This window comes from Archangium sp., assembly GCF_036388035.1.
Classification (GTDB): domain Bacteria; phylum Myxococcota; class Myxococcia; order Myxococcales; family Myxococcaceae; genus Archangium.
Genome location: NZ_DASVSO010000015.1, coordinates 16058 through 29075, shown reverse-complemented (window position 1 = coordinate 29075; position 13018 = coordinate 16058). Strand labels below are relative to the sequence as shown.

At 70.4% G+C, this 13018-nt stretch carries 11 protein-coding genes; 5 read left to right on the top strand and 6 right to left on the bottom strand.

What is annotated here, in order from left to right; translation table 11 throughout:
* Positions 1–593: HEAT repeat domain-containing protein (locus VF697_RS00625; protein WP_331091181.1), on the top strand; the 593-nt coding region annotated here is incomplete at its 5' end.
* Positions 590–1363 carry a TatD family hydrolase gene (locus VF697_RS00620; RefSeq protein ID WP_331091179.1) on the top strand — a complete coding sequence of 258 codons (774 nt, stop codon included), beginning with the start codon at positions 590–592 and terminating at the stop codon, positions 1361–1363. The genes VF697_RS00625 and VF697_RS00620, both read left to right, overlap by 4 nt.
* A 34-nt stretch (positions 1364–1397) precedes the next feature.
* Here the strand turns inward: VF697_RS00620 and VF697_RS00615 are convergent, their stop codons facing one another.
* Together VF697_RS00615 and VF697_RS00610 are read right to left on the bottom strand one after the other, a co-directional pair.
* On the bottom strand, positions 1398–3359 hold the full coding sequence (locus tag VF697_RS00615) for an HD domain-containing phosphohydrolase (RefSeq protein ID WP_331091177.1): 1962 nt from the start codon (positions 3357–3359) through the stop codon (positions 1398–1400).
* Position 3360: 1 nt separating this feature from the next.
* Positions 3361–4887 (bottom strand): 3'-5' exoribonuclease YhaM family protein, encoded by a 1527-nt coding sequence (locus tag VF697_RS00610; protein ID WP_331091175.1) that lies wholly within the window; start codon positions 4885–4887, stop codon positions 3361–3363.
* A 47-nt stretch (positions 4888–4934) separates the two neighbouring features.
* Between VF697_RS00610 and VF697_RS00605 the strand changes: the two genes are divergently transcribed.
* Complete coding sequence (locus VF697_RS00605) at positions 4935–5546, top strand: START domain-containing protein (protein WP_331091173.1); 612 nt, start codon at positions 4935–4937, stop codon at positions 5544–5546.
* Here the strand turns inward: VF697_RS00605 and VF697_RS00600 are convergent, their stop codons facing one another.
* From VF697_RS00600 to VF697_RS00590, 3 genes are all read right to left on the bottom strand, one after another.
* Positions 5547–6686, bottom strand: coding sequence for a class I SAM-dependent rRNA methyltransferase (locus VF697_RS00600; RefSeq protein WP_331091171.1), 1140 nt, complete (start codon positions 6684–6686; stop codon positions 5547–5549).
* Between the two features lie 127 nt (positions 6687–6813).
* Positions 6814–7179: a hypothetical protein gene (locus VF697_RS00595; protein ID WP_331091169.1), complete on the bottom strand. Its 366-nt coding sequence runs from the start codon at positions 7177–7179 to the stop codon at positions 6814–6816.
* Positions 7180–7194: 15 nt separating this feature from the next.
* Positions 7195–8790 (bottom strand): NAD(P)/FAD-dependent oxidoreductase, encoded by a 1596-nt coding sequence (locus VF697_RS00590; protein ID WP_331091167.1) that lies wholly within the window; start codon positions 8788–8790, stop codon positions 7195–7197.
* Positions 8791–9105: 315 nt separating this feature from the next.
* Here VF697_RS00590 and VF697_RS00585 point away from each other — a divergent pair, with 315 nt between their 5' ends.
* Positions 9106–9306: a hypothetical protein gene (locus VF697_RS00585; protein WP_331091165.1), complete on the top strand. Its 201-nt coding sequence runs from the start codon at positions 9106–9108 to the stop codon at positions 9304–9306.
* A gap of 119 nt (positions 9307–9425) precedes the next feature.
* On the opposite strand, the gene VF697_RS00580 is transcribed toward VF697_RS00585, so the two are convergent.
* Positions 9426–10073, bottom strand: a complete 648-nt coding sequence (locus tag VF697_RS00580; protein WP_331091184.1) for a diacylglycerol kinase family protein — start codon at positions 10071–10073, stop codon at positions 9426–9428.
* 108 nt (positions 10074–10181) lie between these two features.
* On the opposite strand from VF697_RS00580, the gene VF697_RS00575 reads away from it, so the two are divergent.
* Complete coding sequence (locus tag VF697_RS00575) at positions 10182–12980, top strand: N-acetylmuramoyl-L-alanine amidase (protein WP_331091163.1); 2799 nt, start codon at positions 10182–10184, stop codon at positions 12978–12980.
* Positions 12981–13018 lie beyond the last annotated feature (38 nt).

The following is a 13018-nucleotide window of genomic DNA, read 5'->3' as shown; positions in this document are numbered from 1 at the left end:
GCATGGCCGCCCTCAAGCACCCCGCGGGCATGGAGGTGCTCGTCCAGGCGCTCGAGGAGGACCTGCTCCGCTTCCGGGCGCTCGGGGCCCTGGCCGAGCTGGGGGATGCGCGGGCACTGCCCGACGTCCGGCGCCTGTTCCACCGCTGGATGCTGCCGGGCTTCGATCGCACCCAGGCCGCCGGGGTGCTCGCGAAGCTGGGGGACCCCGAGGGCGCGAGCTGGCTCCTCAAGCGCGCCGAGCGGCGGCGGTTCAACTGGGCCCAGGACCGGGCCCTCGCCGTGGAGTTGTGTGGCGAGGTGAAGGCGCCGGGGGCCCTCGAGCGGCTGCGCACCATCCTCGCCGATCCGAAGGACGACTGCCGGGGAGCGGCGGCGCGGGGGTTGGGCCGGTTGGGAGACCCGAAGGCCCTGCCGTGGCTGCTCGCCCTGCTCGATGAGCCCGGAGTCCACGAGGACTACCGGCTCGATGCCGCCGAGGGTGTGTGGCTGCTCGGCGTCCCCGAGGGCCGCGACCGTGTCCGCGCGGTGCTGCCCGCGTTCTCCCAAGAGGCCCGTGACGAGCTCTCCGAGCTCATCCAGGAGATGCCATGAGGCTCGTTGATTCCCACTGTCACTTCGATCGCGCCGAGTCCGCGCACGTCACGGCCGCGCTGGAGCGTGCCCGCTCCGCCGGGCTGGTGCATGCCGTCATCGTCGGCCAGTTCCAGGGCCCCGGAGACTGGGGCGTGGCGCTGGAGATCGCCGCCGCGCACCCGGACTTCCTCACGCCCACGCTCGGCATCCATCCGCACGAGGCGGCCCGGGCCACCGAGGTGGACCTGGAGCACCTGGAGCGCACCTGTGCCCGCCCGGAGATTCATGCCGTGGGCGAGGCGGGGCTCGACTACTACTACGACCACTCGCCCCGAGAGGTGCAGGCCCAGGTGTTCCGCAGGCAGTGCGCGCTGGCGAAGCGCCTCGGCAAGCCGCTCGTCGTGCACGTGCGGGACGCGCACGAGGACTGCGAGGCCATCCTCAAGGAGGAGGGCGTGAGCCGGGGCGTCATCCACTGCTTCACCGGGGACACCGACGCGGCCCGCCGCTACCTGGACATGGGCTTCCTGCTGTCGCTGTCCGGCGTCGTCACCTACAAGAAGACCGAGGCGCTCCAGGACGCGGTGCGCTTCGCCCCGCTGGAGCGGCTGATGGTGGAGACGGACAGCCCGTACCTCGCGCCGGTGCCCTACCGGGGCAAGAAGAACGAGCCCTCCTACGTCATCGAGACGGCGAAGAAGGTCTCCGAGCTCAAGGGCGTGTCGCTCGACCGGGTGGCCGAGGTGACGACCGCCAACGCCGCGGGGCTGTTCGGCTTCTCCGTGTGATGGGGCGGGGGAGGGGAAGACCCTCTCCCCGGGCCTACACGGTGGGAGTGGAGATCGACGGCCTACGGGCCGCGAGCTGCTGGGAGAGCTGCTCCAGGCTCCGGGCCATCTGCGGCACGTCCAGCAGCAGCGAGTCCGGGTCGTAACGGAAGTCCGCCTGCTGGAGGCTCAGCAGCGTCCGCATGGCGTCCTCGCCACTCTGCGCCCCGATGGCCGCGTAGACGAGCTGTCCCTGCTCCAGGTGCAGGAAGCCCTCGTGCGCGTGGTACTTGAGGTGCAGCCGCCCGGACTTCTTCCCCGAGCCCAGCAGCTTGAGCAGCTCCGGCGCGGGGATTTCATCCAGGCTCCCGCGCACCAGCCGTGCCGGGCCATTGTGGAGGATGCGGTCGTCGTACAGCGCACGCACCGTCTTCGCGGCCTCGTCCGGTTCCGCCGGAGCCACCACCGCCGTCGCTCCGCCCATCATCAGGCGCTCGCGCGTGCCCGGGTCCGGATCTCCCAGCACCACCACCGGCAGGCCCGCGTTCTCCGCCGTCGCGCGCACCGCCTGGAGCAGCCCCAGCACCTCCTGCAGCCCGAACTTCAGCCCCACCACCAGCACGTCGCAGTCCTGGTACGCCAGCGCGTCGTACGCCCCGTCCAGCGAGGACAGCGCGTGCGTCACCAACCCCTGCCGCTGTGCCGACTCCAGCAGGTCGAGCCGCGTGCCCTCGTCCGGCTCCACGATGAGGATCTGCCGCCCGTCACTCGTGAGGCGTTGGCGCAGCAGCTCGCCGCTCTGCACCTGCATGACGATGTCCGCCACCACCGGGTCGTACAGCTTGCCCGCGTTCTCCCGCAGGTGCTCCAGCGCGGCTTCCTTGGAGAAGAGCTTCCCGTGCGCGTTCGTCGGGTTCTTCGTCAGCTCCAGGTAGCTGTCCACCGCCGCCAGGATGCGCGCGCCGATGGTGATGTCGTCGCCCTTCGCCCCCTGGGGCCCTCCCGAGCCGTCATAGGCCTCGTAGAGCTGGGCGATCATGGTGTTCACCTGCACCGGCAGGTTCACCAGCTCGAAGAGCTTCGTCGGCACCCGGCAGTAGCGCCTGGCGTCCGCCGACCACTCGGGGTTCACCGCGTTGCTCGCCAGGCAGAAGTGGCGCTCCGCGGGCTTGCCCAGGTCGTGCAGGTACCCGGCGATGGCCACCGCCGCCACGTCCTTGAGCGGGAGTCCCAGGCGCCGGGCCACCACCGTCGCCTGCCGCGAGAGCTGCGCCGAGTGTCCCCGGTGGTGCTTGCGATCCCGCTCCAGCATCGTCACCAGGACGTTCAGCGTCTCGAGGTAGTCGCCGTCCGACATCGTCCCGCGAGAGCCCAGCTGGGCCTCGCCGCGCCCGGTGTTGGGCCGTCCCTGCGGACCGCTCACGCGTTGCAGCCGCAGCCGGGCGTCCGTCTCCAGCTTGAGCTGGAGGCTGCTCCTCGGGTTCGTCCCCGAGGTGTTCTCGTAGGCGTTGGCAATCGTGGACATGTCCGTCCGCAATTGCGCGCCGCCCTCCAGCGAGGCGAAGGCCGTCGGGTCTCCGTAGTAGTGCTTGCGGATGGCGGCGGCGATGGTGCTGCGCAGGCCCACGTACGCGTAGACCTCGGACATGCCCGTCACCAGGGCGATCTCGTCCAGCAGCTTCTTGTTCTGCGGCTCGGCCGCCACCAGCGACAGCAGCTTGCGCTCCGGGTCGATGGCCAGCGGCAGCACGTTCTGCGCCTCGGCCAGGCGCACCGGCACCTTGTCCAGCACCTCCGTGGGAATCTTGGCCTTGGCCAGCTTCTCCGCGGAGACGAAGCGTGTCTGGAACTCGGCCGCCAGGAAGCGCAGCAGTGCCGCCTCCTGGAGCAGGCCGATCTCCACCAGACAGTCCCCCAGCCGGTGGCCGGTGATCTTCTGGTGCTCCAGCGCCTTGTTGATGGACTCGGTGGTGACGAGCCCCGCCTCGACGAGGCGCTCGCCCAGTTTCTTCGCCATGTCAGCCTTCCGAGTCGGAGCCCTCCTCGGGCTTGGCGGCCGGCTCCGACTTCGGTGCCGTCAAGACGCTGAAGGGCTTGAAGGTCAGCTCCTTGGGGACATTCACCGGATCGCGCGGCGGCCTGGGCTCGCGAGGCTCCCGCTGCTCGCGAGGCTCACGCGCCTCGCGCGGCTCCCGCTGCTCACGAGGCTCCCGGGGCGGCTTGGGCTCCCGGGGCGGCCTGGGCTCGCGCGGAGGCCTCTCCGGACGCTCGGCCCTCTCGGTCCGCTCCGGACGCTCGGCCTGCTGCGCCTCGCCCGCGGGGGCGCCCGTCCGCTCCGGACGCTCCTTGTTGGGCTTCTTGTCCTTGTCCTTCTTGCCGCGACGCTCCACCGGCGCCCGGCCGCGCTGGGTGGGCACGGGGCCCTTCCAGAGCTGGCGGTCGTAGAGCTTGAGGTTCTCCGTCCACTTCTCGTGGGGGTCGCGCTGCATCGCCTCCACCCAGGAGGCAATCCGCGAGTCCAGCGAGTCCAGCGCGTGGACGATGTGCGCCTCGAGCGTCATCGGCAGCTTGGGCGAGCCGTACTCCAGCCGCCCGTGGTGCGCGAGCACGAGGTGGGTGAGGTGCTGCTCCAGCAGGGGCGGGAAGTGGGGGATCCCGAGCGTCTTCTCGCGAATCTTCTGCGCCGTCATCACGAGGTGGCCCACCAGCTTGCCCTCGTCGGTGTACTCGAAGCCCTTGTCCGGGGAGATCTCCGCGACCTTCATCACGTCGTGGAGCAGGGCGCCGGCCAGCAGCAGGTCGCGGTCCGCCATGGGGTAGTGGTCCGCCACCCGGAGGGTGAGCCGCATCACCGACAGCAGGTGGTCGGCCAGCCCGCCGCGGTAGGCGTGGTGGACGCCCTTGGCGGCCGGGGCGATCGGCAGGCCCGCGGCGATCTGCGGGTCATCCAGGAAGGCCAGCAGCAGGGCCTTCACGTTCGGGTCGCTCACGCGGTCCGTGACGAGCTCGCGGATCTGCCCGACGGCGCGGGCGCCACCGTGGCCGCCCTCGCCAGGCTTGGGGGCGGCGTGCTCCTCGCGGGCCTCTCGGGGCTCGCGGGGCTCCCGGGCGGGAGCGGCGGCCTTGGCGGCGGGCTGCTCCTCGCGGGCGGGGGCGGGCGGGGCGGCCGGGGGCTCGAACTCCTGGGGGTCGAGCGGCTCGGGATCCAGCTTCTCCACGGCCTCGATGACCACCTGCGACTTGCCGTGGAAGCCGATGACGTTGCCCCGGACGAGCACATAGTCACCGACGTTGAAGGTCGACTCGAGCGCCTCCACGTTGTCGAAGACGCGGGCGTCGATCTCCCCGCTCTTGTCCACGAGCACCACGGAGACGAACACCTTGCCGCTGCGCGCGGTGACGCGGTCCTTCTTCGTGACGCGGAAGACGGTGTTGACCTGATCCTTCTCCCGCAGGTCCTTCGCGTAGACCTTGCGCACCTGCTCCACGGAGGCGTCGGTGGGAGAAGCGGTGGGGGCTTTGTCAGTCTGATTTTCGGTCGTCATATCTCGCTCTCCGACACTAGCATCACCCAGGCGGTTAGGATGCGCTCATGTCTCTTCTTCCCGCTCTGCCGCTGCTCTTCCTGTTGGCTGGTGCCAGTGAACCAGCCTGGCAACAGGTGGCCCGTGAGGATGGCATCACCGTCCTGGCCCGGACGCCCGAGGGGGGCTCCGTGTCCGAGGTGAAGGCCACCGCCCTCGTGGACGCTCCGCCCCACGACGTGTGGCGGGTCATCCGTGACTACACGAACTACACGAAGACCATGCCCTATACCGACGAGAGCCGCGTGCTGGCCTCGGAGCAGGACGGGAAGGTCACCGTCTTCTATTGCCTGGTGAACGCCCCGCTGGTGGACAAGCGGGACTTCATCATCCGCATCCGCGACGAGTCGGACTGGAAGGAGGGCAAGGGCTTCCTGAAGACGGCCTGGACGGTGACGACGGACGGCGCCCCGGCCGAGCGCGAGGGCGTGGTGCGTGTGAAACTCAACAATGGCTACTGGCTGCTGGAGCCGCGCGAGGAGGGGAAGAAGACCTTCGTCACCTACTACCTCTACACGGACCCGGGCGGCTCGCTGCCCAAGTGGATCGCCGACAAGGCGAACAAGACGTCCGTGCCGGACGTGCTCCGGGCCGTGCGCAAGCATTCGACGAAGAAGTAGTCAGCTCACCTCGAGGGCGATGCCCGACAGGTAGTCCGTGCCGGGAAAGCCCACCAGGGTGGGGTGGTCCGGCGGCAGGCCGAGCCGGGCGAAGCGGAAGCCCATGCGCCCCTCCTGGTCGCACGCCTCGGCCACCAGGTCGTCGAAGCCACCGGCGGGCAGGGGCGGGTGGTAGCCGACGATGACGAGGTAGCCGCCGTGGCGGGTGGCGTGCAGCCCCAGGCGCACCTGCTCGATGAAGGACTCGGAGGTGGCGGCCTCGGGGGTGTCCAGGAGCACCAGGTCGAAGGTGTCCTGCAGGCCGCGCAGCACGGTGAGCGCGTCTCCCCGCTCCACCCGGAGGCGGCCCAGCAACCCGTTGGCCTCGCCGTTCTCCCGGGCGAGGTCCGCCGTGTCCGCGTCGCTGTCGAAGGCGAGGATGGAGCGGGCGCCCATGCGGCCCGCGTGGACGAAGAGGCCGCCCACGTGGCAGCTCGGGTCCAGCACCCGCGCGCCCTGGGACATGCGCGAGAGGAAGCGGCGCAACTCCCGCTGGTCGTACGGGTAGCCCACGCCCGGGCCATAGGTGAGGTCCACCGTGAAGCGGGCCCCCAGCTCCAGCACCCGCGTCCAGCGGGGCGGGTTGCCGTAGAGCGCGTGGGGCCGCTGCACGGGCAGGCCGAGCTGCCGGCGCCGAGGGGTGTCGTTGCGCAGCAGCACGGACTCGGCCCCGCCCACCTCCACGAGGGCGCGGGCAATCTCCTGCACCCGCGTGTCCATGGCGCGCGTGAGCGTCTGGACGACGAGGTGTGTGTCGTAGCGGTCCACGATGAGGCCGGGGAGGGCATCGCCGTCGTCGTTGATGACGCGACAGAAGCGCGGGTCATCCACCATGCGGGCGCGGCGCTCGAAGGCGTGGCGCACATGGCGGGGGATGAGGCCCTCGGCCGTCTCGTCCGGCATCCCCAGCCGGCGCACCGCGTAGGAGGACTCGAGGTCCACGTCCGCCAGCCCGAGCAGGTGTCCGTCCTCGTCCCGGAGCTGCACGGCCTCGCCCACGGACGGGGTGCCTTCCATGGAGACGATGTCTTCCCGGCGCACCCAGGGCGCGCCGTGCTTCATCCGGCGTGCCGCCTCGCGGGACAGGTAGGTGTTGACCACGGTGGTCCTCCCCTCTGCACGGGCCTCGTGGAGGGCCTCGCGCCATGTGGCTCCATGGGGGGGAACATGCGGCGGACGAGGGCTCGGTGCGGGGAGGGCGGGAGTGCTACGTCGGTGTTCAGTGGGCTCAACGAGGGCCTGGCCGCTTGAACGCCTTGGAAGTCACCCGCATGAGCAGCGTGCTCATGGCCAGCGCGAGCACGATGCCCAGCCCGCGCCGCGTCCAGGAGTCACTCAGGATGAGCGCCAGCGCCGCCGCGCCCAGGCCCACCGCTCCGAGGACGCTCAGCAGCTGGGTCCGCGCGGCCAGTCCCTTCTTCTCGGGACGGGCCCGGGCGAGGGTGGGCAGGCTGGCGGCCTTGCGCCAGGTCTCCTTGCCCTCCTCGCGCACCTCGTCGTCGGGGCCCACCAGCCCCTGCACGTACGCCACCTCCACGTCTCTCAGGCTGGCGTAATCCAGTTCCCCATCCGGCGTGCGTACGCGGTAGCGCATGGCTCCCTCCCTGCTTCAGGCAAGCTCGGTCGCAATCTGCTCAGCCACCCGCAGTCCATCAATGGCCGAGGAGACGATGCCGCCAGCGTACCCACAGCCCTCGCCCGCGGGGTAGAGGCCCCGCATCGACACGGACTGCATGTCCTCGCCGCGGGTGATGCGCACCGGCGAGCTGGTGCGGCTCTCGATGCCGATGAGCTTGCCCTCCTCGCTGATGAAGCCGCGCATCTTCCGGTCGAACGCCTTGAGCGCCTGCTTCAGCGACTGGGTGAGGCTCGGCTCGAAGAGCTTGTTGAGGTCCGTGTGCGCCAGCCCCGGCCGGTAGCTGGTGCCACCCGGGTCCTTCTTCACGCGCCCGGCGAGGTAGTCCGGAATCGTCTGCGCGGGGGCGTAGAACTTCCCCCCGCCCAGCTCGTACGCCTTGGACTCCCAGTGGCGCTGGTACTCCAGGCCCGCGAGCGGCCCGCGGAAGCCCGCGCGCTCGAAGTCCTGCACGGACACCGTCACGACGATGCCCGCGTTGGCGTACTTCGCGTTGCGGCGCGAGTTGCTCATGCCGTTGGTGCACTGCAGCCCGTCCTGGGTGGGCGTGGGCACCACGATGCCGCCCGGGCACATGCAGAAGGAGTAGATGCCGCGCACCTCCCCATCCACCTCCAGGTTCTCCGCCAGCTTGTAGTCCGCCGGAGGCAGCCGCGGGTTCTTCGCCGCGGCCCCGTACTGGATGGAGTTGATGAGCCCCTGCGGGTGCTCGGCCCGGAAGCCGAGCGCGAAGGGCTTGGGCTCGATGACCACGCGCCCGTCGGCGGCGAAGCGCTCATACAGCTCGCGCGCCGAGTTGCCCGGGGCGAGCACCACCCGGTCGCTCTCCAGCATGCGCCCGTCCGACAGCCGCACGCCCGCCACCCGGCCGTCGCGGTAGAGCACGTCCTCCACCCGGTGCTCGAAGAGCACCTGGCAGCCGCCAGCGATGAGCTCCTCGCGCAGCTTCGCCACCGCGCCCGGCAGCAGGTCCGAGCCGATGTGTGGCTTGCCGTCCACGAGGATGTGGTCCGGCGCCCCGCAGCGGGCGAACGTCTCGATGACCTTGCGCACCATGGGGTGGTTGATGCGCGTGGACAGCTTGCCGTCCGTATAAGCGCCGGCTCCACCCTCCCCGAAGTTCATGTTGCTCTCCGGGTCCAGCGAGCCATCCCGCATCAGCTTCGCCACGTCTTTCCGCCGCGACACGACTTCCTTGCCGCGCTCCAGGAGGATGGTGCGAACGCCGCGCTCCAGCAGGGACAGGGCGCAGAAGAGGCCCGCGGGCCCGGTGCCGATGATGACCGGCATCCGCTCGGGGGCCTTCACGCGCGTGGGCGGCTCCGGCGGAGGCGCCGTCTCGCTCACGTCCGGCGGCAGCCGCTTGGGCGCACGCCCCGGGGCCAGCTCCACCTCCAACGTATAGATGTAGCGAGGGCTGCCCTTCTTGCGGGCGTCCAGCACCGAGCGCACCACGCGCACCGACGCCAGATCCGACCGGGTCACGCCGAGCTTCTCCGCCGCGCGCTCTCCGAGCAGCTCGTCCGACTCGTCCAGCCACAGCCCGATGTTGTTTACCCGATACGCCATACGCCGCTCTTCTCCTGAAGCCGGGGACAGGGGAGGCGTATGTGCGCCGCCCCCACCCTGGAATGCAAGCTATTGAACAACCGAGGACCCGTGGGGTGCGAACTTGACGATGCACCCCTTTCGAGCCTTCCCCCCGAGCGGCCGGCGGGGTGCGAAGGGACCTTCGCATCTCCAGGTCGCTCGCCAGCCCCCCTCAAACTCCCAACCCCCCGAGAGTCATAAGGAATTCGTCTGGAAGCCAACGGCTGGCACGAGGGTTGAAGACCCATTCCAACGTGATTAGCGCGGTCCCACCCCCCCCTGGAGGACACGTCCTTGAGCACTGACAAGCAGGCCCCTCGAATCCTGGCCCGCACCTTCTTCAACCAGCTTCGTGCGAGCGGTTACACCCCCACCCAGATCATCGGCGTTGCCAGCGAGCTGTTGGACCTGGTGACCGAGGACATCAAGAGCGAGGGCAAGAGTGTCACCCCGCCAACGTCCGAGGCCCGGCCGGGCTTTCGCCAGGAAGCCTGAAGCGGTAGAATGGACGCGTCCCTAGCGGGCGACCGAGTTCCGGGCAGGTCCCGGGGCTCGAGCCCCTAGGTGGCAAGGAAAACCGGCCCTCGAGCCGGTTTTTTCGTTTCTGGGCCTCGTTACTTCCGGGACTCCAGGCGCCGCTGGCGAGCCGCGGCCCCGGCGACGACGAGCAGGCCGGCGTTCATCGCGGTGAAGACGGAGCTGACGCTGTACATGGCCAGCACCCCGATGAGGACGCCGCCCGTGACGAAGGCCAGCCGGTCCCACCAGGGGGAGCGCGGCTGGGGCATCACCAGTCCCGTCACGCACGCGGCGAGGGGCACCCCGAGGGCCACCTGACGGGCGATCTGCGGCCCGCTGCTGATCACCGTCTCCCAGTTGTGGACGAGGATGGCGGAGAAGATGACGACGGTGCCCAGGGCGAGCACGAGCACGCCCGCGGCGGCCGCGTCCTTGGTGAGGCGGGCCTTCTCATCGAAGTGCCGGGTGGCGAGGTCCACCAGGTGCTCGAGCGCGCTGTTGAGGATTTCGGCGAAGAAGATGAGGAGGACGCAGAAGATGAGCGTCACCTTCTCCGCGAGCCCCAGGTAGATGCCGCTGCCCACCAGTCCGACCAAGAGGGCGGAGACCAGGTGGACGCGCATGTTGCGCTGGTGGATGACGGTGTGGATCAGCCCATTCCACGCGTGGCTGAGGGAGGCGAGCATGCCGGAGCCGCCGCGAGACGGATAGGACGGCGGCCGCGGCTCGGGAGGCGGAGGCAGAGGAGTGAGTGCGGGAGAGCTCATCACGGGACAGGTTAGCGGGAGAGCAGGCGACCACCCACGGTTCGTTTGCCGCCTCTCACGCCGGGGCCTAACGTCCGCCCCCCCATGGCCCTTCCTGCTCACGTCCATGCCGCCGCTTGGGTGCTGCTCTCGCTGCTCTGCCTGCCAGGCTCGGTTCAGGCCCAGGAGGAGGCTGCCTTCTCCTTCGATTGCGGCCTGGAGCCCCCCGGCGCCGTCTATGTCCCGCTCCCGGGCCCGAGGCCCCATGAGACGCGGTGGAGCCCCTCGGAGCCGCCCCTGGTGCGCCGTGAGGACGCGGTGGGCGTGTCGGCGCTCGCGGGCCTGCCTCAGACGCGCACCCGCACCGGAGCGCTGTCGGGCAAGACCCTCTATTTGAGCCCAGGGCACGGCTTCTTCCGCAGCTCGCCCCTGGGCCGGTGGGCCACCCAGCGCGGCAACACGAACGACATCGTCGAGGACCTCGTCTCCATCGAGACGCTCAACCAGTACCTGCTGCCGATGCTCACGGGGGCCGGGGCCACGGTGATTCCCGTGCGCGAGTCGGACCTCAACCCGCGCATGGCCCTCGTCGACAACGGGCGGGAGGGCTATTCGGAGCAGGGTCCCCCGGAGCTCTTCTCCACCTCCACTCCTGGCTGGGGGCCGCCGTCGGTGCCCATGGGGAACGCGGTGCAGCCCTTCCGGCTCGGGGACAACCGGCTGATGACGGCGGCGCCCTCGGCCACCGCGCGCGCCACCTGGGCGCCCACGATTCCGGCCGACGGCTACTACCACGTCTACGTCTCGTACACCGCGGACCCGGACCGAGTCCCGGATGCGCACTACGTGGTGCGGCACGCGGGCGGCGAGAGCCACTTCCGGGTGAACCAGCGCCGCCACGGCGGGACGTGGGTGCTGCTGGGCCGCTTCTACTTCCGGGCGGGACAGCACCCGGAGACGGCCTCGGCGGTGGCGCTCAACGACTCGATGGCGACGGGCAGCCTGTCGATGGATGCGGTGCGCTTCGGCGGAGGCAGCGGTGACATCGGGGATGCGGCCCTCGGCCCCCTCGCGCGCCCGCGCTTCGAGGAGTGCGCGCGCTACCACACCCAATTCAGCGGCGCGCCGCCCGCGGTGTTCGCGCCCTCGGGAGTCAACGCGCTCTCCAATGAGCGCAACGACGACGTCTCTGCGCGCCCGCGCTTCGCCGCCTGGCTGCACGAGGAAGGGGAGGACGCCGTCTACGTCGCCTGGCACACCAATGCCTCCGGGCTCTCGAAGCCGGACGACAGGTTCCGAGGCACCGAGGCGTACGTCTATGGCCCCAACCAAGTGGACGGCACATTGGACTTCAAAGGGGTGAAGGGCAGCGATGACCTCGCGCGCAAGCTGCTGGAGGAGATGACGCGGGACATCCGCAACGCGGTGGAGCCGACCTGGAGGGTGCGCTCGCTGCGCTCGGCCAACCTGGGCGAGGTGAATCCGGTTCACAACCCGGAGATGCCGTCAGTGCTCCTCGAGGTGGCCTACCACGACCATCCCGCGGATGCCGCGTACCTGAAGGAGCCGGAGTTCCGCCGCGTGGCCGCGCGCGCCATCCTGCAGGGCCTCATCAAGTACTTCGCCGCGCGGGACGGCCTGGAGCCGCACCTGCCTCCCGAGCCCCCCACCGCGCTGGTGGCTCGAAACACTGGGAATGGCCAGGTGGAGGTGAAGTGGGCCGCGCCGGTGAGGGACACCCTCGACCTGGGCGGGCACGAGGCCACCGGCTATCGCGTCTACCAGAGCGCGGATGGGCTGGCCTGGGACGAGGGCATCGCGACGGACACCGCCTCCTTCTCTCTCTCCCTGCCGCCGGGGAGCACGCGGTACTTCCGCGTGGCCTCCCTCAACGTCGGAGGAGAGTCCTTCCCCTCGGAGGTGGTGGGGGTGCGCGTACCCGAGGCGGGCAGGGGAGTGGAGGTGCTCGTGATCAACGCCTTCCGCCGGCTGGACGCGGCACTGGCTCGTGCCGAGGACCTCTCCGCGTACGGCTTGAATGCCCCTCTACGCGAACTCCTGGAGTCCATGAACGACGGCACCGCCTTGCGCCGGCACGGTGAGGCGCTGGCGCAGCACGCGGTGGCCTTCGACGGAGCCACCAGCGAGGCGATCTCCGCGGGCCTCTTCACCCCCGTGGGCTATCGGATGCTGGACTGGTTCACCGGGCGGGGTGGGGTAGGGGGCGCGGGTCCCTCGGCGGCCGAGCAGCAACTCATGCGCACCTTCGTCCTGGGAGGCGGGCACCTGCTGCTCTCGGGCAGCCATGTGGCCTCCGTGCTCTCCGCGGGAGGGCCGGAGGACCAGGCCTTCCTGAAGGACATCCTCCACGCCCTGCCCCGGTGCGGAATGTCCAACCTCCTGGTGAACGGGCTTCCGGAGGGCTGGCTTCCTGGCCTCTCGGGCACCCTGCTCGACGACGGAACGCGGGGCTCCTTCCCGGTGGGCGTGCCGGACGTGCTGCTCCCCTTGGAGGGAGGCTCCCCGGTGCTGGGCTACATGGGGACGGGCTCGGCCGCGGGCGTGGTCTCGGCCCCGGGCGGGCAGGTGCTCTTCCTGAGCGTGCCCTTCGAGGGCATCGTCAGCCCCTCGCGGCGTGCCTACGTGATGGGGGCCTTCCTCGCGCGGGCGGGCCTCCTGGCTGCTCCTCCCGCCGCACCTGACGGGGAAGACCTGCCGCTGGCGGAAGCCGACGTGCAGGGGCTCCTGACGGGCGCCACGTCCCCGTGCTCGGTGGACCGCATTCCCGAGTCCTACGAAAACCCGGAGACGGGCTGTGGCTGCCGAGCGGGCGGGGGAACCGCGTCCGTTGCGTGGCTGTTGCTGCTGCTGACTGTTCAGCTACGGCGCACGCGTCGTCATTGACTCTTCACTGAGCGTTGACTCGCGTGCGCGGCATGCCT